We start from the raw sequence: 18,191 nt of genomic DNA, 5'->3' as shown, positions 1-18,191 counted from the left end.
AATCTTTTGACTAAATCTTTTCACGAGTGCCCACACAGATTGCATGGTCAAATTGTTAAAGAACAATACCGACACCGTATTCACTGGCTGCCTTAGCTGCCGTTTTCCGTGTCAGTGGGGTCGCATTATAGAGCGTTCGATCACATTAGCAAGGGGATAATAGAAATAAATTTGTTTTTTAGCCTCAAGCGAGCAAAATTCAAACAAAGCATCTGTTTTTCGATGTTATCGACTATTTTATCAGCTAATTATTGATTAGATGATTTTATATAATTAGGTCTTCTCTATGAAAAATAGCCATCGTCCTTATAAAGGCATATATCCAACACTGTCACCCTCAACCTTTGTTGACCCCTCTTCTATCATTATCGGTGATGTCAGATTGGCCGAAGACAGTAGTATCTGGCCCCTCGTCGTCGCTCGCGGCGATGTGAACCATATCCATATAGGCCTCAGGAGCAACATACAAGATGGCAGCATCTTACATGTAAGCCGTCCATCAAAGCTCCACCCCAATGGATTCCCCCTTATTATTGGCGATGATGTAACGGTTGGGCATAAAGCCATGCTACACGGTTGTACTATCGGCCAACGTGTACTGATTGGCATGGGTAGCATTATTCTTGACGGAGCCATCATCGAGGACGAGGTGATGATAGGTGCAGGGAGTTTAGTTCCACCTGGCAAACGGCTTGAAAGCGGATTTCTCTATATGGGCAGCCCCATTAAAAAAGCGCGCCCATTAACAGATAATGAACGCGCCTTTTTGTTGGCATCAGCCAGCAACTATGTCCAACTTAAAAACGACTACATCATGCCGGCAACGGACTAACCAAGCACGATCTCACCCTGAGCATCAAAAGACTCATCTTCAATAGCGGCTTCAGCCAAGTCTTCGAGATCAAACCGGAGCGATGAAAAAACAGAAAGGATTTCCGATTCCTCATCCAAACATCGCCCGGCTTGTCCTTCAAGCCAAGCACGTGTAACCCAGCAATGGATTAGCGCCCCGCCTTGCTGTGCGGGAAACCCCACAGCCTGCCGTTCGCTATTCCAAAATTGAATATCCGCAAACAAAATATCTTGGTTCATCGCCACTCTCTATTGTTGTAAAACCCGGCGAAGTTCTCGCTGAACCTGCCCCGCCCCCGGACGGATCCCACGCCAGAGCATAAAGCTCTCGGCAGCCTGTCCCACCAACATACCAAGACCATCCAATGCAACCCTCGCCCCATGAGTCTTGCACCACCGAGTGAAAACCGTCGGCTCTGATCCATAAACCATATCATAGCAAGCGACTTGAGAATGGATCACCTCGGCAGGAAGTCCTGGCAACTCGCCACTCAAACTTGCGGAGGTCGAATTAATAATGACATCGAAAACCTCACCGCCTAGCTCGGAAAAAGACATTGACGATACTGCGCCATGCTGCGCAAAACTTCCCGCCAACAGCTGGGCCTTATCCTGGGTCCTGTTGGCTATCACCAACTCGCTCACCTTCTGCTCCAACAGAGGTAAAATCACGCCACGCGCAGCCCCACCGGCACCGACCAGCAGCACTCTCTTACCCGCCAGCGGTACATTATGCTGGATCAGATCCTGAACCAAACCGGCACCATCGGTGTTATCCCCCAAGATCACTCCGTCATCGAGTTTCTTCAGGGTATTTACCGCCCCGGCAAGCAGCGCACGCTCCGTAAGCCTATCAGCGAAGGCAAACGCCTGTTCCTTGAACGGCACGGTAATATTACAACCTCGTCCTCCAGCCCCAAAAAATGCCGTAGCTGCCGAGGCAAAACCATCCAACGAAACCAGCTGCGCCTCATAAACCATCTGCTGGCCCGTCTGTCGAGCAAACAATGTATGTATGAAAGGCGACTTGCTCTGGCCTATCGGGTTACCAAACACCACGTATCTGTCCATATTGTTATATCCCATTGATGATCCTATCTGTGGGTAACAACAGCATAACCTTGCCAGCCATGCCCGTTACCAGTCTCGCGGTACAAGGTACGACTCATATAACTTGGCTTCCGCCGAGCCCGGCTCAGGGCTAAATGCATACTCCCACCGAGCCAACGGGGGCATCGACATCAAAATAGACTCTGTACGGCCCCCGCTTTGCAAGCCGAACAAGGTGCCACGGTCATAGACCAAGTTGAATTCCACATAACGGCCGCGACGATAGAGCTGGAACTGGCGCTCCCGCTCCCCATACGCCGTTGTATGGCGCTTGGCGACTATCGGAAGATAACCATCCAGATATCCCTGGCCAATGGCTTGGATATACTCGAAACTCCGGGCAAACCCCCACCGATTGAGATCATCAAAGAACAATCCGCCCACGCCCCGTGTTTCATCACGGTGCGGCAAGTAAAAGTAGCGGTCACACCAGGCCTTATGCTCGGCATAGACATGATCGCCAAATGGCTGGCACAGTGCTTTGGCTGTATCATGCCAATGCTGGCAATCCTCATCAAAAGGATAGAATGGCGTCAGGTCGAAGCCACCACCGAACCACCATACCGGAGCCTCACCCTCTTTTTCGGCAATAAAGAAGCGGACATTGGCATGGGAGGTTGGAACATAGGGGTTGCGAGGGTGAACCACCAACGATACGCCCATAGCCTCGAAACGCCGCCCAGCCAATTCAGGCCGGTGTGCCGTCGCCGATGCCGGCATTTGGTCGCCGAAGACATGCGAAAAATTCACCCCCGCCTGCTCGAACACTTTACCGTCTCGCAAGACCCGGCTCCGGCCACCGCCGCCCTGTTCACGTTGCCACGCGTCCTCAACAAAACTGCCCCCGCCATCCTGCTGCTCAAGCGAGCAACAGATGTTGTCCTGCAGATTGAGTAAAAACGCCTTTACCGCCTCTTTATCAACACTATGCATAAGCCTTTATCCTTGTCGGAAAACCTTTCCGGTAACGGCATCACGGATCTCCGACGGATTGTCGCGACCGCCCGTCTCCCCGTCAAAAATCGCAGCCAGCCTTCCACCCAGCTGCAGCTCGACTTCAGCAACCGTTCGGCACGGCGGCTCGCCAGTCAGGTTAGCGCTAGTTGAAGTCAGCGGTTTGCCGAATGCCTCGCACAGCGTCTGAACCTGAGGATGATCGGTAACCCGAACGGCGATGGTATCGAACTGACCGGTCAAGAAATGCGGCACACCCGGCTTCTTCGGCATCACCCACGTCACCGGTCCCGGCCAAGAATCAACGATCCGCTGCTTTTGCTCGTCGCTCAGCTGACTATCATCAACATAAGGCTTAAGTTGCTCAAAATTCGCAGCAATCAGAATCAAGCCTTTCTCTACAGGCCGCTGCTTGAGTGCCAGCAACGCCATAACAGCCTGCTCGCTATCGGGATCACAGCCCACACCAAAGACAGCCTCGGTCGGGTAGGCAATCACCTGCTCCTGACGCAGCGCTGCCACTACATTCTCAAGGTTCTCCACTCACGCCTCTTTTATTTACTAGGCCCATGCCTGTTTTAACGTTCTGTTTACGTATATTACCACTCCTTAGCCACAACGCCATGCCCGTTATCAATTGTTGCAAATCCACCGACGCAAACGTTTTCCTTGCGATAAATTCTCCGTATAATGCAGCAAACCTGTCGAGGTACCCGCTGTTAGCAACTGCAAAGGAGATCGGATGAAAGTTGGAATCATTATGGGCTCAAAATCGGACTGGCCTACCATGAAGCACGCCGCAGACATGCTGGATCATTTCGGTATTGCTTATGAAACCCGGGTCGTTTCGGCCCACCGAACTCCCCACCTGCTGGCGGAATATGCAGAAACAGCCCATAGTCGCGGCATCACGGTTATTATCGCCGGGGCAGGCGGAGCGGCCCACCTACCGGGCATGACCGCAGCGTTCACCAGCCTGCCGGTCCTGGGCGTACCTGTCCAATCCCGAGCGCTAAAAGGCATGGACTCCCTACTTTCCATTGTCCAGATGCCCAAGGGCGTGGCCGTCGGCACTCTGGCTATCGGGGAGGCGGGAGCTGCCAACGCCGGACTGCTCGCCGCACAGATCATCGGTACTCAAGACAGCCAGATAATGGCGGCCATCGATACATTCCGCCGGACACAAACAGACACCGTACTGAGCCAGCCAGACCCGGCAGAGGAAGCATAAATGCGTGTATTGGTATTGGGAGCAGGACAGCTCGCCCGAATGATGTCCTTGGCCGGTGCGCCGCTGAACATTGAAGTCTTTGCCTACGACGTTACCACCGGCAACGTCGTCCATCCTCTCACCCAACAGGTGATGCTCAAGGGGCTCAACACCGCCATTACCTACGCCGACGTCATCACAGCAGAATTCGAGCATATCCCCCATGACATCCTCGACACCTGCGCCAATAGCGGCAAGCTCCTCCCATCAGCACAAGCCATCAAGGCCGGCGGTGATCGCCGTCTGGAGAAAAGCCTGCTCGACAATGCGGGGGTCGCCAATGCGAGGTACCAAATCATCGCGACACGGGCCGATCTGGATCAGGCCATCAGTACCGTCGGGCTGCCTCTGGTCTTAAAAAGCTCGCTGGGCGGCTATGACGGAAAAGGCCAATGGCGCCTTCGCCCAGGAGACGATCTCGAAGCAATCTGGGACGAAATAACCCAATGCCTAGATCAAACCAGCAACCAAGCGATCGTTGCCGAAGCCTTCGTCCCGTTCGACCGCGAAGTCTCACTGGTTGGGGTGCGGGCCAAAGACGGCACAATTGCCGTCTATCCTCTGGCCGAGAACATTCACACTAATGGCGTGCTCAGCCTCTCCACGGCCCTCACCGATAACCCGGAGCTGCAACAACAGGCAGAAGGCATGTTCCGGGCCCTGGCCGAATCGCTCAATTACGTCGGAGTACTGGCCATTGAGTTTTTCGATGTCGGCGGAACCTTGCTAGTCAACGAAATCGCCCCTCGGGTCCATAATTCCGGCCACTGGACCCAGCAAGGCGCGGAAACCTGCCAATTCGAAAACCACCTGCGCGCCGTATCGGGGCTGCCACTGGGCTCGACCGCCCTGCTACGCCACACCGCGATGATCAATATCCTCGGGGAGGATACCCTTCCCAAAGCCCTGTTGGCAGAGCCGCATTGCCATATCCACTGGTACGGCAAAGAAAAACGAACCGGGAGAAAAATGGGGCACATCAACGTATGTGCCAACTCGCAGGCGGAGCTCAAAGATGCATTGGCCTCAATCGCAAACTACCTCGATCCTGCCAGCTTCCCCGCCTTGCGCTGATATTCCAGCCATAAAAAAAGCCTGCTCAGGCAGGCTTTTCTTCATCCGACACATTGCTGTCCGCTAGTTCTGTTGCGGCTCCTGGTAAGCATGGCAACGACGATCCGCACACTGCAACTTAATACCACTGGCCAGTTTCTTTTCGATCAGCAAGGAGAACCCACACAGCTGACAACGACCGACCACAGGTTTGGCATTGACCGCAAAACGGCATGCGGGATACTGATCACAGGCATAAAATACCTTCCCATAGCGCGATTTACGCTCCAACAGATGCCCACGCCCACATTCGGGACAGGCAACGTCAGTCGACGGTGCTTTTTTTTCAGGGGATTCTATATGGTGGCATTCAGGATAGCCGCTACAGCCGATAAACATCCCATAACGCCCCTGACGCAATACCAACTCCTCACCACAATCAGGGCAGGGGGTTTGCAGATATTTCACGATATGACCATCGTTCTGGCCCATCGGCTTGATATAGTCACACGCAGGGTAGCCCGAACAGCCAAGGAATGGACCGCGCTTACTGTTACGGATCACCAATGTCTCACCACACTGCGGACAGGAACCGTCAAGTGCATGGGCATGTGCGGTGAATAATTCTGAGTCAATTTTTCCTGACATTACAGGCGATTACCTCTTACATCCACTCAGCTTAGTGAATATAGCCGTCTTCCATTCCGTACAGCAGCTCTTCCATCTGGCTGTAGGCGCTCTCGTTGCCCGGTGCATTAAACAGCACCATCAGAATAATCCATTTCAGATCATCAAGAGTGAAATCGGTCGTATCCAGCTCCATCACCCGATCAATAACCATTTCACGCGTATCTGCGCCCAAAACATGGATCTGCTCAAGGTAAGTCAAAAAACCACGACTGGCCGTATCAAGACGCACCATTTCCTGTGCGGTATACACCCGCATAGAGGTCACCGCACAACTATTCATGTACGGGGTCTCTTCCGTTTCCTGCAAAGCAGCCAGTTTCTCCAGCCACTCCAAAGCTTTGTAAATATCTTCCTGATGGAAGCCGGCACGGAGCAATTCTTCGGACAATTCATCCTGATCCACCATCAATTCAGCATCACTGTGAATATAGGTTTCAAACAGGTACATAAGGATATCCATCATAACTAGCCCCTCCTCGATCTGATATAGCCACCGGGTACAGCAGTGACCAGCCCCTGCAGTTCCAAATCCAGCAACTGCATCATGACTTCGTGAACTGGTTGCCCACTGCGCTCGGCAACGACATCGACAGGTGTTGCCTCACTGCCTACGGTAGCCAACAGCGCTTGAAATGGCAATTTTTCATTTTCAGGTTGTGGGAGTCGCCTATCTAACTGATTGTTTTTTGCACACTCGGTCAGTGCGCCGACCTCGTCAAAGATATCGACCGGTGATTCCACCAGTTTGGCACCGCTTTTTATAAGGGCATGGCAGCCACGGCTACCGGGTCTTTGGATCGGGCCTGGTATAGCAAAGACCTCCCGTCCTTGCTCCAAAGCATACCTTGCCGTAATCAAGGACCCACTCTTAGGTGCCGCCTCTACAACCAATACGCCAACCGACAGGCCACTGATCACCCGGTTGCGGCGTGGGAAGTTCTGTGGACGCGGAGCCTCGTCGGGCCAGAACTCCGATACCAGAGCACCTTGCTCGGCGATCAAGGCAGCCAATTCGCGATGTTTGGCGGGGTAGACCTTGTCCAGCCCGGATCCGAGCACGGCCACCGTGGTACCACCGTTACGCAAGGCCCCTTGGTGGGCCTGTCCGTCAATCCCCAGAGCCAGGCCGCTAGTCACAACATAATCAGCCGCCACCAGGGCTGCGGCAAACTCATAAGCACTTTCCCTGCCATCCAAGCTGGCGGAACGGCTGCCGACCATCGCAATCTGGGGAAAACTCAGACAAGCGGGATCACCGCGGACAAAAAGCAAGGGGGGCGGGGAGGCGATTTCTTTCAGAAGGGTAGGGTAACGGGGATCGGCCAGCGAAAGAATCGTCTGGTCAGGCATTTCCGACCATTGCAGGCAACGATCTATCCGCGCCTGCTGCGGATGCAGCAGCGCTCGGATCTGGGCAGGCTTGAACCCTATTCCCGCCAGCTCCTCGCTCCCCATATGACAAAGCTCGGCAGGGGTATACCTGCCGAGCAGCTTGCCGATGCGGAAGCCGCCAAGCGACGGCACCGCAGATAACGTCAGCCAGTAACGCAGATCACTCATACACTGGCGGCAGAGCCTTTGCACCTGCAGGTAGCGGCGCAGTGGCCTTGGTTACTACAGCAAGGCTGAAATGTTCATAGGCACGGATCACCATCACTTCGCCAATCGGCATCGCTTCAAGCGATACCTTCTCATCATCACGGATATAGCTAGGGATTTCGTAGGTGTACTCGCCACCTCGCTCAATCACCTCAACATCCTCGGGATAAACAGTGAACACGTTACCGGCTGCAGCACTGTCCAAATGACCGATATCCATCACCACCACATCGTTAGTCGCCATGTACTTCATGCCGCCACCCAGCAAGCCAAGTACCTTCGCGCTCAGCGTCGGCTCAGGGCGCGATGGGGAAAAGCTCATCGCCAAACGCTCGGCTGGCAACGGAGCTGGCAGCAACACATCGTTCTGCTTCACCTCTCGCAAGAACATCTCCAGCTCCAAGCGGCTCTTCTCGCCGTTATTGCTCACAACCTTGGCACGGGCGACTTCTTTCATCGCCAATACTTTCGGCATTTCGCCTTCCGCGACCTCGCGTTCGAATGTCACATCGGGGCGGTAAACCCACCATGTCTCCCCGGCGGTCAGCGCCTGATCGACCCACAATGTATCCCCGGCCGACATATACCCCTTGGCCTCACTGCTTCCTAGCACCCGAGGCAGGCGGTCTAACGCGGCAGGTGTCACTAGCTTGTCTTGGTTCAGGTAGGGTAGCAGCAATGACGATCGCAGCGTGGTCACCGGTGCACGCACAACCTTGACGGTCGGAGAGAGCTTCATCGTGCGCTTAAGCTGAAGCTGGGGCTTCCCATCAACCCATACCAGATAGATTTTGTCACCCGGGTAAATCAAATGCGGGTTTTTAATATAGTCGTTCACTTTCCACAGCTCGGGCCACAACCACGGGTTCTCAAGGAAATGCCCAGAAATATCCCACAAGGTATCGCCTTTCTTGACGGTATAAACAGACGGAGCCCCATCAATAACATTAAGCTGGGGCGCCTTAGCCCAAGCCCATCCCCCCATGCTGAGCAACACCAGCAAGACGATTCGCAACCACATGATTATGTCCCTATTATGACGACCTAGTAACTAAAATGGGTGCCCAACATGCACCCATTTATCAGGCTGTCATCGGGGCCACCGAGTGTCTAGCGTTTCTCATCACCGGACACCGACTTTTCGGCACGCCTCACTCTTCCCCGTCCTTGTTGCAACACGCTTGCTCGTATCTTCCGAGCCTCCGGCACCTTGCCACCCGGAGAGCAATCCCCAGTCGCTAGGTCTGTTATTCGCCGGTTAAAATGACTAGAATTAGAACAAACCCCATATCCTGTTCATCAATACTGTTTTTTTAACGAGAACCTATGTCTGTATTGCAAGTATTAACATTCCCGGATGATCGCCTGCGCACGGTTGCGAAACCGGTCGAGGCCGTGACTCCCGAAATCCAAAAGATTGTCGATGACATGCTAGAAACCATGTACGACGAAGAAGGGATTGGCCTTGCTGCCACACAGGTCGATATCCACCAACGCATCGTGGTGATCGATATCTCCGAAGAGCGCAATCAGCCAATGGTTCTCATCAACCCGGAAATCATCGAAAAACACGGTGAAGACGGTATTGAAGAAGGCTGCCTTTCTGTCCCTGGCGCCCGCGCACTGGTTCCACGCGCGGCAGAGGTGAAAGTCACCGCCCTCAACCGTGACGGCGAAGCCTTCACCTTCGAGGCCGATGATCTGCTGGCTATCTGCGTCCAGCATGAGCTTGACCACCTGGCCGGCAAGCTGTTTGTCGATTACCTGTCGCCTCTCAAGCGCAAGCGCATCCAAGACAAACTCACCAAGATCAAGCGCTTCAACGAAAAGCACGCCAACAACTAATACAGCCAACCTATTTAAGGACGCTACCTTGAGCAAACCTTTGAAAATTGTTTTTGCAGGTACTCCGGATTTCGCCGCCCGTCACCTGGCGGCGTTGTTGTCTTCGGAGCATGAGATCATTGCCGTTTACACCCAGCCTGACCGTCCGGCTGGCCGTGGCAAGAAACTGACCGCGAGCCCAGTCAAGCAGCTGGCTCTTGAACACGATATTCCTGTGTATCAGCCGGAGAACTTCAAGTCAGACGAAGCCAAGCAAGATCTGGCCGATCTGAACGCCGACCTGATGGTTGTCGTGGCCTACGGCCTGCTATTGCCTCAGGCGGTATTGGATACGCCTAAGCTGGGCTGTATCAACGTCCACGGTTCAATCCTCCCGCGCTGGCGCGGTGCGGCCCCAATCCAGCGTTCAATCTGGGCTGGCGACGCCGAGACCGGCGTGACCATCATGCAAATGGATATCGGCCTTGATACCGGCGACATGCTAAAAATTGCCACCTTGCCTATCGAGCCGACCGATACCAGTGCCACCATGTACGAGAAACTGGCCGAGTTGGGTCCGGTTGCTCTGGTCGACTGCCTCGCGGATATTGCTAACGGTACAGCCGTCGCCGTGAAGCAGGACGACGAGCAGGCCAATTACGCCAAGAAGCTCAGCAAGGAAGAGGCCCTGATTGACTGGCAGATGGACGCCGTTGCCATCGAGCGCTGCATCCGAGCTTTCAACCCGTGGCCAATGAGCTACTTCACCGTCGCCGAGCAGAATATCAAGGTTTGGCGTGCCGAGGTGGAAACAACCGAACACGGCAAGATGCCGGGGACTATCCTTGCCGCCGACAAGCAAGGGATCCTCGTCGCTACGGGCAACGGTGCCCTGCGCCTTGTCGAGCTCCAGCCTCCGGGCAAAAAAGCCATGGCGGCACAGGATTTGCTCAATTCCCGCCGAGAGTGGTTCGAGCCGGGCAGCACACTGTAAGCGACCTTCAGGGCCAGTGCTTGCACTGGCCCTACTCTTTTACCCATCCGGAATGCCCCCCGCCACAGGGCCGGGCAGCACTATCAGGACAACAGCATGAACGTAAGAGCCGCAGCGGCCAAAGTCATCTATCAGGTTGTCGATCAGGGTCAATCCCTATCGACGGCCCTTCCAGCCGCCCACCAAGATATCAAAGAGCGCGATCAGGCCCTGCTGCAGGAAATCTGCTATGGCGTGCTGCGTTGGCTGCCCCGCCTCGAATCCATCACCCAGCAGTTGATGGACAAACCGCTCAAGGGCAAGCAACGCGTCTTCCACCACCTGATCCTCGTCGGCCTGTACCAGCTAGGCTATATGCGTATTCCGGCCCATGCCGCCGTAGCCGAGACGGTCAACGCAACCAAGAACCTGAAGAAGCCCCAACTACGCGGCCTGATCAATGCCATCTTGCGCAATTACCAACGCCAGCAGGATGCGCTGGACCAACAGGCAACCAGCCACGATGCTGGCCTGTACGGCCACCCGGGCTGGCTGCTCAAGCTGCTGCGCGAAAGCTACCCAGAACAGCTTGATGCCATTACCGCCGCCAACAACACCAAGGCGCCGATGTGGCTTCGGGTCAACCGCCGCCACCATAGCCGCGATGAATACCGAGCCCTGCTGACTGAAGCCGGGATCGAAACCGATATCCACCCGCAGGCACCGGATGCCCTCAAGCTCCACTCGCCGTGTGATGTCAGCAAGCTGCCGGGCTTTGCCGACGGTTGGGTCTCCGTCCAGGATGCCGCCGCCCAGCTTTCCGTCGAGTATCTGCAGCCGCAGGCCGGCGAGCTGATCCTCGACTGCTGCGCCGCGCCAGGCGGCAAGACCGCCCATATCATGGAGCGCCAACCGGATACCCGCGTCGTGGCTATCGACTGCGACGAGCAGCGCCTCAAGCGTGTCCACGACAACCTTCAGCGCCTCAATCTCAAGGCCGAGGTACTGTGCGCCGATGCCCGCTACCCTGACCAATGGTGGCAGGGCGAGCAGTTCGACCGCATCTTGCTTGATGCCCCTTGTTCGGCAACCGGCGTGATCCGCCGCCACCCAGATATCAAATGGCTGCGCCGCGCCGATGACATCACCGCGCTGGCCGTGCTCCAGTCTGAGATTGTCGACGCCATGTGGCAGCAGCTGAAGCCGGGCGGCACCCTGGTTTACGCAACATGCTCCATTACCCCTCAGGAAAACCGCGATCAGGTCAAGGCATTCCTTGACCGTACACCGGAAGCCACCCTGATCGGCAGCGACCGCGAACAGCCAGGACGACAGATCCTGCCGGGAGAGCTGGACATGGACGGCTTCTACTATGCCGTTATCGAAAAAGCGGCCTAATTGACAATAAGCAAAGCGGAACTTGGACGCCAAGTTCCGCTTTTTCATATCCAATACAACATTTATCGCCGCAACCGGATTCAAGCCGGAAACAGCGTTATTCTAAATATGAGTGGCGTTTTATACATGACCACTTTCGCGAAGCATAGTAATCTACAGCGATTCTATTAATCAGGCATATGCTATGAAAATTATCATTCTCGGTGCCGGACAGGTCGGCGGGACATTGGCCGAAAACCTGGTCGGCGAGAACAACGATATCACTATCGTCGATAAGGATCCCGAGCGTCTGCGCGAGCTCCAGGACAAGTACGATCTCCGCGTTGTCCAGGGATTCGCCAGCCATCCACGCACCCTGCGCGAAGCCGGGGCCCAGGACGCCGACATGCTGGTAGCCGTCACCAACTCCGACGAAACCAACATGATCGCCTGCCAGATTGCGTTTACCCTGTTCAATACCCCAAACCGCGTGGCCCGTATCCGCTCGCCGGAATACCTCAAGGAAAAAGAGCAGCTGTTCCAATCCGATGCGGTACCGGTCGACCACTTGATCGCCCCGGAAGAACTGGTGACCGGCTACATCGAGCGCCTGATCGAGTACCCAGGTGCGCTGCAGGTTGTCGGCTTCGCCGAGGACAAAGTCGGATTGGTGGCCGTCAAGGCCTACTACGGCGGGCCGCTGGTCGGCAATGCGCTCTCGGCCCTGCGCGAGCATATGCCCCATATCGATACCCGGGTCGCGGCTATTTTCCGTCAGGGCAGGCCGATCCGACCACGCGGGACGACCATCATCGAGGCCGACGACGAGGTCTTCTTCGTCGCAGCCAGCAACCATATCCGCTCGGTCATGAGCGAGCTGCAGCGCCTCGAGAAGCCTTACAAACGCCTGATGATCGTCGGCGGCGGCAACATCGGTGCCGGTCTTGCACGCAGGCTGGAGCAGAGCTATAGCGTGAAACTGATCGAGCGTAACCCGGAGCGGGCCGAAAACCTCTCAGAGATGCTCGAGAACACCATCGTATTCTGTGGCGACGCCTCGGATCAGGAGCTGCTGAGCGAGGAGCACATCGAGCAGATTGACGTCTTCATCGCGGTCACCAACGACGACGAGGCCAACATCATGTCGGCGATGCTGGCCAAGCGGATGGGGGCCAAGAAGGTCATGGTACTGATCCAACGCGGAGCCTACGTCGACCTCGTCCAAGGCGGTACTATCGATATCGCGATTTCGCCGCAACAAGCCACCATCTCGGCCCTGCTGACCCACGTCCGCAAAGCCGATATCGTCAACGTCTCCTCGCTGCGCCGCGGGGCCGCCGAGGCGATCGAGGCCATTGCCCACGGTGATGCCAGCACCTCCAAGGTGGTCGGCCGTGCCGTCGGTGACATCAAGCTCCCACCAGGCACAACCATTGGTGCCGTCGTCCGCGGCGACGAGGTCCTGATCGCCCATGACCGTACCATCATCGAGCAGAACGACCACGTGGTCATGTTCCTGGTCGACAAGAAGTACATCCCGGACGTTGAACGCCTGTTCCAACCAAGCCCATTCTTCTTGTAGATCCTATGGTTAACTATCGCCCAATACTCTTTGTGATCGGGTTGGTCTTGTCTAAGATCGCCCTGTTCATGTACGTCCCGACCTTGGTGGCCTTTCTAACCGGTACCGATGGCTTCATCGAGTTCGCCCAGGCAGTGATGATCACCCATGCGGTGGCCTTCGTCTGCCTGACCGTCGGCCGGACCGACGAGTTCAAACTCGGGGTTCGAGACATGTTCCTGATCACCACATTGGTCTGGACCATCGCCAGCGCCTTCGCAGCCCTGCCGTTCGTGTTCATCAACCACATCAGCTTTACCGATGCCTATTTCGAAACCATGTCTGGGATCACCACCACGGGCTCAACCGTCCTCAGCGGGCTCGATGACATGGCACCGAGTATCCTGCTGTGGCGCTCGACCCTACAATGGCTCGGGGGGATCGGATTCATCGTGATGGGGGTTGCCATCCTGCCGATGCTCAACGTCGGCGGGATGCGCCTGTTCCAGACCGAGTCGTCAGACTGGTCGGAGAAAAGCTCACCGCGGACCAAGAGCGTTGCCAAGAACATCGTCAACGTCTACCTGAGCCTGACCGGCCTGTGCTTTCTCGGTTACCTGCTGTCGGGGATGAACACCTTCGAGGCCATCAACCACGCGTTTACCACCCTGTCGACCGGTGGCTATTCGACCTCAGACGGCTCGATGAACCACTTCTCCAATGCCGCCCACTGGGTTGGCATTATCTTCATGTTCGCCGGTGGCCTGCCGTTCCTGCTGTTCGTTCAGGTGCTACGCAAGCGTGAAATGGGGGCATTGATCCATGATGCCCAGGTGAGGGGATTCACTCTGCTGGTCTTGCTCTCGGGGCTGGCCGTGGCACTGTGCTTGACTTGGACTCTGGACTACAGCTTTGCCGATGCATTCCGGGTCTCACTGTTCAACATCATCTCGGTCGTCACGACAACTGGCTTCGGCCTTGACGACTTTACCGCTTGGGGACCGTTCCCTGCGATCGTCTTTGCCTTCATCATGCTGGTCGGCGGCTGCTCGGGCTCGACGGCAGGTGGGATAAAAATCTTCCGCTTCCAAATCGCCTTTGCCCTGCTGCGCAAGCAGATGATGCAGCTGATCCACCCGTCGGGGGTCTTCATCCAGCGCTACAACGGCCGGCCGGTCACCGATGGTATCGTCCGCTCCGTGGTGGCCTTCGCCCTGACCTTCGTCCTGACCATTGTCATCGTGGCAGCGATTCTGGGTATTCTTGGACTAGATGCGGTGACCAGCATCACCGGTGCGGTAACGGCAGTAGCCAATGTCGGCCCCGGGATGGGCACCATCATCGGCCCGACCGGCAACTTCTCGACCTTGCCGGATCTGGCCAAGTGGACCCTGAGCTTCGGGATGCTGATGGGGCGTCTGGAAATCCTCACCGTTCTGGTGGTCTTTTTCCCCGCCTTCTGGCGCGACTGACAACGATAAAAAAAGAGAGCCGATGGCTCTCTTTTTTTAGGTTCATATCAATCATACCGGCGTAACGTATAGGTATATCGCCAAAAAGTGGCAGGCCGTGCCCCCCAGCACAAACAGATGCCAAATGGCATGGTTGTAAGGGATCTGCTTGTTAACGTAAAACAGCACCCCCAGTGAATAGATCAGCCCACCCACCGCCAACAAGACAATTCCCCCCGTTGCCAACGACATCGCCAACGGGTAAATCGCAATCAACGACAGCCATCCCATCGCCAGATACACCGCCAACGATAGTTTCTTGAAACGGTAAACAAAGACTATCTTGAGCACGATTCCGATCAGAGCGATGACCCAGATCACCGCCATCAAGATTATGGCCAGTGGTGTTCGGAGCGCAATCAGCAAGAAAGGGGTGTAGGTCCCAGCAATCAGCAGGTAGATTGCGCAGTGGTCAAACGTCTTGAGGGCCCGCTTGGCCTTCTCGAACGGGATAGCATGGTAGAGGGTAGAGGCAAGGTAGAGCAATATCATGCTTCCGCCATAGATACTCAGGCTGGTGATACTCAGGGCATCGGCATTGGCCTCCACAGCCTGGATCAGTAGCAATACCAACCCCACGATACCAAATATCAAGCCCATCCCGTGGCTAATACTGTTGGCGATTTCCTCAGCAACGGAGTAATCAGAGCCTGCTGTTAACCTCTTTGCCATACCTTCATCCTAAATAGAGTTTATGCTCAATAGATAGGCAGTATGGCACACTTAGCTTACAAGTGTAAGCTGAAAATAACCAAAAGACCGGCAACCTCAGCGGTGGCTGTCAAGGAACGCCAATACCTGTTCACCGGCCTGCTGAGGATGGAGTTGATCGGCCAATACCAACTCCCAGCGCTGCGGGACAGAGCCCATCATACCGGCCATGTCCAGTAGGCGGCAGTCTACGCCAAACTCTAGCTTCAACTCACCGTCGCCACGGTATGCCACAACATCAAGCTTGCGCCAACGGCCGTGGTAAGGACCCGAGACAGGCACGAACTCAAAAGTCTGGACAAAGGGCAGAGGAAAGTCTGGCAATGCCTCACAGATGACCTTCCTGATCCTGAGCCCGGCCAGTTCCAACGCAGTAAAAACCCCGTCCATCAAGGGTTCGGGACGTACCGTCAAGCTATCGCGATCATTGGGGTCCATAACCGCTGGCGTCTCCAAGTGAGTATCAAGCCAAACCTTAGCCTCACCGATCGTGATCGGGGTATTTGCAGGCAAGGGCAACTCGACCTCAAAGTGGCGAATATCATGAGGATCGATCGTAAAAGAGTAGGGCAGAGCCCAATTGGCCAGCTCGCAGATCCGGGGGACCCATTCCTTAGAGGACTCATCCGTGCCTGCCACCTGCTCGTAATAGCTACAGCAGAGCGTCAGGTGGATCTCGTCTACTTGCTGGGAGGTTTTACCGCCATGCACTTGCAGGTCAACAGCCAGCACATCCCCGGGGATCAGGACATCATGCTTGATGACGGTATCGACTCGGGCCGATCCAATTCCCAGACTGGCAAGGCTTTTTCTGAACAAAGACATGTAGCACCTCCCTGGCATTTCCAGCAGGTATTAGCCGTACCTGCCTAGCAATATGAATACTGGTTAATATTGCAGGAAGCACAAGGAGCTGCAAGGGGGAATCGGCCAAAGCTCCACCCATCACAAAAAACGGAGCCCGCGGCTCCGTTTTTGCATTGCATAGTGTCAGATAGCCGTTACTTCAGAAGTTCAATGGCTGCCTGACGGGCCGCCTCGGGATCATGGGCCATGATGGCATCGACAACCCGCTGATGCTGGCCGAGCTTAAGCACCTTGTCTCGCGTAATCACCCTAAAGTAATTTTCAAACACCGTCTTAAACAGATTGCCAAATGGGCTAATAAAATGATTACCCGAAGCAAAATAAATCAACTGATGGTAGCGGGTGTCTACCTCTATCCATCGATCCTGATCGAACTTATCACCCAATGCGTGCATTTCCTCCATCAGCTGGCACAACTCCGCACGCTCGGCCTCGCTGGCATTGATCGCGGTCAGGGCTGATGCCTCAGGCTCAAGGGAGATCCGCACCCGCTGAAACTCCGCGACCAAGTCTTCATGCTGTTCAAAATCAAGCCAAGCGAGCAAGTCCTGATCCAGGTAGTTCCAGTTGCGCTTGGGCAGGACACGGGTACCAATACGGGGCCTTGGCAACACCATTCCCTTGGCGGCGAGCATCTTAATCGCTTCACGGACAGCGGTCCGGCTAACACCGTACATTTCACCGAGCTCAACCTCACCGGGCAGGATTTCCCCCGGAGCCGGGATCCCCTGCAAAATATTCTGGCCAATGGCCGCCGCCAATTTGTACGACAGGTTACGGCTGGTTACCTGGCGCTGCTGTTCGTGTTCCATTACCCCTCCACAGGCTGTCATTATTATTGGCCCGGCATATACCTCAGGCGCTGCTAGCCATCGTCAGCATTAGACCACAAAGCGGCAATGGATAAACGGCTTATCTTCACAGATGCCAATACACCGGACCGTGCTCGCCAAGATATCTGCCCGAGCAAGGACAAAAACCAATCAATATGTCGCTTTATCCCTCGACTTAACATTAGGTTATTGTTATCCTCCGCGGCGAAAATATTCTCGGTCGCTTCGCAGAGGATCGGTCCAGCCAACAAAACAACTGCGAACCACCACCATTTTTTGGCCATGGAAGAGCCTGACAGTAGGTATCCCATGCGCACAGCCTCATTTGCCCATCGCAACACCCGCAGTCCGTCACGCCTTCGCACTACATCTCATGCGATGCGGTTTAAACCCCGCACCGAAACATCGGCTGATGTTTTGCCCCTTGACGCACCGCTTGCCGAACAACCGGCAACACGCAACGAGCGCGACAACGCCGCTTGATCCAGAAAAGGCAGCCAATGGCTGCCTTTTCTTTCCGCCCTATTTGTTATACCGTTACCCGCACAAAAACAACGATTATAGAATCCTGCGATTCACCCAGCCTTTAAACTTGTGGAGTTAACAATGAAAACGCACCGCGTCGACGAACTGATAGAACTGCTGCACCCTGAGTGGCGCAAAGACACCGATCTCAACCTGGTTGAGTTCCTGCTCAAGCTTGCCGCCGAGGCAAAGTATGACGGCAAGCTCGAAGAGCTGACCGACGATGTCCTGATTTACCACCTGAAAATGCGCAACAGCGGCAAAGACGACATGATCCCGGGTCTGGCCAAAGACTGCGAAGACGATTTCAAGACGGCGATCCTGCGTGCCCGCGGCATCATCAAGTAACAATACCAGCCCAGCCGCCTTGGCTGGGTATCCCTTTCCCGCCTAGCTCGCCCACAGAGTCACACACCATCCCCGCGACATTACCGTAAAATCCCCAAAGGCGACAATTGCCCAAATTATGACCTTGCTTGCG

General features: G+C 55.2%; 21 protein-coding genes. 10 read left to right on the top strand and 11 right to left on the bottom strand.

Annotation, left to right across the window (positions count from 1 at the left end):
- Positions 1-286 precede the first annotated feature (286 nt).
- Entirely contained in the window at positions 287-832 is a 546-nt protein-coding gene (locus ABT56_RS20485) for a gamma carbonic anhydrase family protein (RefSeq protein WP_047880787.1), read from the top strand.
- Here ABT56_RS20485 and ABT56_RS20480 read toward each other — a convergent pair.
- The 4 genes from ABT56_RS20480 to tsaC all read right to left on the bottom strand — a co-directional run bounded on the left by ABT56_RS20480 (position 829) and on the right by tsaC (position 3,459).
- A complete protein-coding gene (locus ABT56_RS20480) occupies positions 829-1,092 on the bottom strand; it encodes a DUF1488 family protein (protein WP_047880786.1) in 264 nt (87 codons plus the stop codon). The two genes, ABT56_RS20485 and ABT56_RS20480, sit on opposite strands and share 4 nt — an antisense overlap.
- 9 nt (positions 1,093-1,101) lie before the next feature.
- Positions 1,102-1,923: a shikimate dehydrogenase gene (gene aroE / locus ABT56_RS20475; RefSeq protein ID WP_047880790.1), complete on the bottom strand. Its 822-nt coding sequence runs from the start codon at positions 1,921-1,923 to the stop codon at positions 1,102-1,104.
- 66 nt (positions 1,924-1,989) lie between these two features.
- The gene (hemF, locus tag ABT56_RS20470) at positions 1,990-2,895 is read right to left on the bottom strand and encodes an oxygen-dependent coproporphyrinogen oxidase (RefSeq protein WP_047880785.1); all 906 of its coding nucleotides are present in this window, start codon (positions 2,893-2,895) and stop codon (positions 1,990-1,992) included.
- A gap of 6 nt (positions 2,896-2,901) precedes the next feature.
- Entirely contained in the window at positions 2,902-3,459 is a 558-nt protein-coding gene (gene tsaC / locus ABT56_RS20465; RefSeq protein ID WP_047880784.1) for an L-threonylcarbamoyladenylate synthase type 1 TsaC, read from the bottom strand.
- Positions 3,460-3,658: 199 nt separating this feature from the next.
- Here tsaC and purE point away from each other — a divergent pair, with 199 nt between their 5' ends.
- Positions 3,659-4,147, top strand: a complete 489-nt coding sequence (purE, locus tag ABT56_RS20460) for a 5-(carboxyamino)imidazole ribonucleotide mutase (RefSeq protein ID WP_047880783.1) — start codon at positions 3,659-3,661, stop codon at positions 4,145-4,147.
- Entirely contained in the window at positions 4,148-5,260 is a 1,113-nt protein-coding gene (locus tag ABT56_RS20455) for a 5-(carboxyamino)imidazole ribonucleotide synthase (RefSeq protein ID WP_047880782.1), read from the top strand.
- A 63-nt stretch (positions 5,261-5,323) separates the two neighbouring features.
- Here the strand turns inward: ABT56_RS20455 and ABT56_RS20450 are convergent, their stop codons facing one another.
- Genes ABT56_RS20450 through ABT56_RS20435 form a run of 4 tightly spaced genes read right to left on the bottom strand, consistent with a single transcriptional unit; the run spans position 5,324 to position 8,549 of the window.
- A complete protein-coding gene (locus ABT56_RS20450; protein ID WP_047880781.1) occupies positions 5,324-5,887 on the bottom strand; it encodes a DNA topoisomerase family protein in 564 nt (187 codons plus the stop codon).
- A gap of 31 nt (positions 5,888-5,918) precedes the next feature.
- Positions 5,919-6,392, bottom strand: coding sequence for a DUF494 family protein (locus ABT56_RS20445; protein ID WP_047880780.1), 474 nt, complete (start codon positions 6,390-6,392; stop codon positions 5,919-5,921).
- A gap of 2 nt (positions 6,393-6,394) precedes the next feature.
- Positions 6,395-7,489, bottom strand: coding sequence for a DNA-processing protein DprA (gene dprA / locus ABT56_RS20440; protein ID WP_047880779.1), 1,095 nt, complete (start codon positions 7,487-7,489; stop codon positions 6,395-6,397).
- On the bottom strand, positions 7,482-8,549 hold the full coding sequence (locus ABT56_RS20435; protein ID WP_053062589.1) for a LysM peptidoglycan-binding domain-containing protein: 1,068 nt from the start codon (positions 8,547-8,549) through the stop codon (positions 7,482-7,484). Before ABT56_RS20435 ends, dprA begins: the two co-directional genes overlap by 8 nt.
- 305 nt (positions 8,550-8,854) lie before the next feature.
- On the opposite strand from ABT56_RS20435, the gene def reads away from it, so the two are divergent.
- The 5 genes from def (at position 8,855) to ABT56_RS20410 (ending at position 14,735) form a co-directional block, all read left to right on the top strand.
- Complete coding sequence (def, locus tag ABT56_RS20430) at positions 8,855-9,373, top strand: peptide deformylase (protein WP_047880778.1); 519 nt, start codon at positions 8,855-8,857, stop codon at positions 9,371-9,373.
- Between the two features lie 28 nt (positions 9,374-9,401).
- Positions 9,402-10,346 (top strand): methionyl-tRNA formyltransferase, encoded by a 945-nt coding sequence (gene fmt / locus ABT56_RS20425; protein WP_047880777.1) that lies wholly within the window; start codon positions 9,402-9,404, stop codon positions 10,344-10,346.
- Positions 10,347-10,391: 45 nt separating this feature from the next.
- Positions 10,392-11,723 carry a 16S rRNA (cytosine(967)-C(5))-methyltransferase RsmB gene (gene rsmB, locus ABT56_RS20420; protein WP_276203192.1) on the top strand — a complete coding sequence of 444 codons (1,332 nt, stop codon included), beginning with the start codon at positions 10,392-10,394 and terminating at the stop codon, positions 11,721-11,723.
- A 184-nt stretch (positions 11,724-11,907) separates the two neighbouring features.
- On the top strand, positions 11,908-13,284 hold the full coding sequence (gene trkA, locus ABT56_RS20415) for a Trk system potassium transporter TrkA (protein WP_047880775.1): 1,377 nt from the start codon (positions 11,908-11,910) through the stop codon (positions 13,282-13,284).
- A 5-nt stretch (positions 13,285-13,289) separates the two neighbouring features.
- Positions 13,290-14,735 (top strand): TrkH family potassium uptake protein, encoded by a 1,446-nt coding sequence (locus ABT56_RS20410; protein WP_047880774.1) that lies wholly within the window; start codon positions 13,290-13,292, stop codon positions 14,733-14,735.
- A gap of 51 nt (positions 14,736-14,786) precedes the next feature.
- On the opposite strand, the gene trhA is transcribed toward ABT56_RS20410, so the two are convergent.
- From trhA to ABT56_RS20395, 3 genes are all read right to left on the bottom strand, one after another.
- Positions 14,787-15,446, bottom strand: a complete 660-nt coding sequence (gene trhA / locus ABT56_RS20405) for a PAQR family membrane homeostasis protein TrhA (protein ID WP_047880773.1) — start codon at positions 15,444-15,446, stop codon at positions 14,787-14,789.
- A 96-nt stretch (positions 15,447-15,542) separates the two neighbouring features.
- Positions 15,543-16,310 carry a sporulation protein gene (locus ABT56_RS20400; protein ID WP_047880772.1) on the bottom strand — a complete coding sequence of 256 codons (768 nt, stop codon included), beginning with the start codon at positions 16,308-16,310 and terminating at the stop codon, positions 15,543-15,545.
- 176 nt (positions 16,311-16,486) lie between these two features.
- Complete coding sequence (locus ABT56_RS20395; RefSeq protein ID WP_047880771.1) at positions 16,487-17,164, bottom strand: FadR/GntR family transcriptional regulator; 678 nt, start codon at positions 17,162-17,164, stop codon at positions 16,487-16,489.
- Positions 17,165-17,251: 87 nt separating this feature from the next.
- On the opposite strand from ABT56_RS20395, the gene ABT56_RS24455 reads away from it, so the two are divergent.
- Together ABT56_RS24455 and ABT56_RS20385 are read left to right on the top strand one after the other, a co-directional pair.
- Positions 17,252-17,668, top strand: coding sequence for a hypothetical protein (locus ABT56_RS24455; RefSeq protein WP_157037940.1), 417 nt, complete (start codon positions 17,252-17,254; stop codon positions 17,666-17,668).
- A gap of 123 nt (positions 17,669-17,791) precedes the next feature.
- On the top strand, positions 17,792-18,058 hold the full coding sequence (locus tag ABT56_RS20385; RefSeq protein WP_047880769.1) for a YihD family protein: 267 nt from the start codon (positions 17,792-17,794) through the stop codon (positions 18,056-18,058).
- Positions 18,059-18,191: the final 133 nt, after the last annotated feature.

The sequence above is a fragment of the Photobacterium aquae genome, from assembly GCF_001029445.1.
GTDB lineage: Bacteria > Pseudomonadota > Gammaproteobacteria > Enterobacterales > Vibrionaceae > Photobacterium > Photobacterium aquae.
Note: the sequence above shows the minus strand (reverse complement) of the source record. Positions and strands in the feature narration are given on the sequence as shown.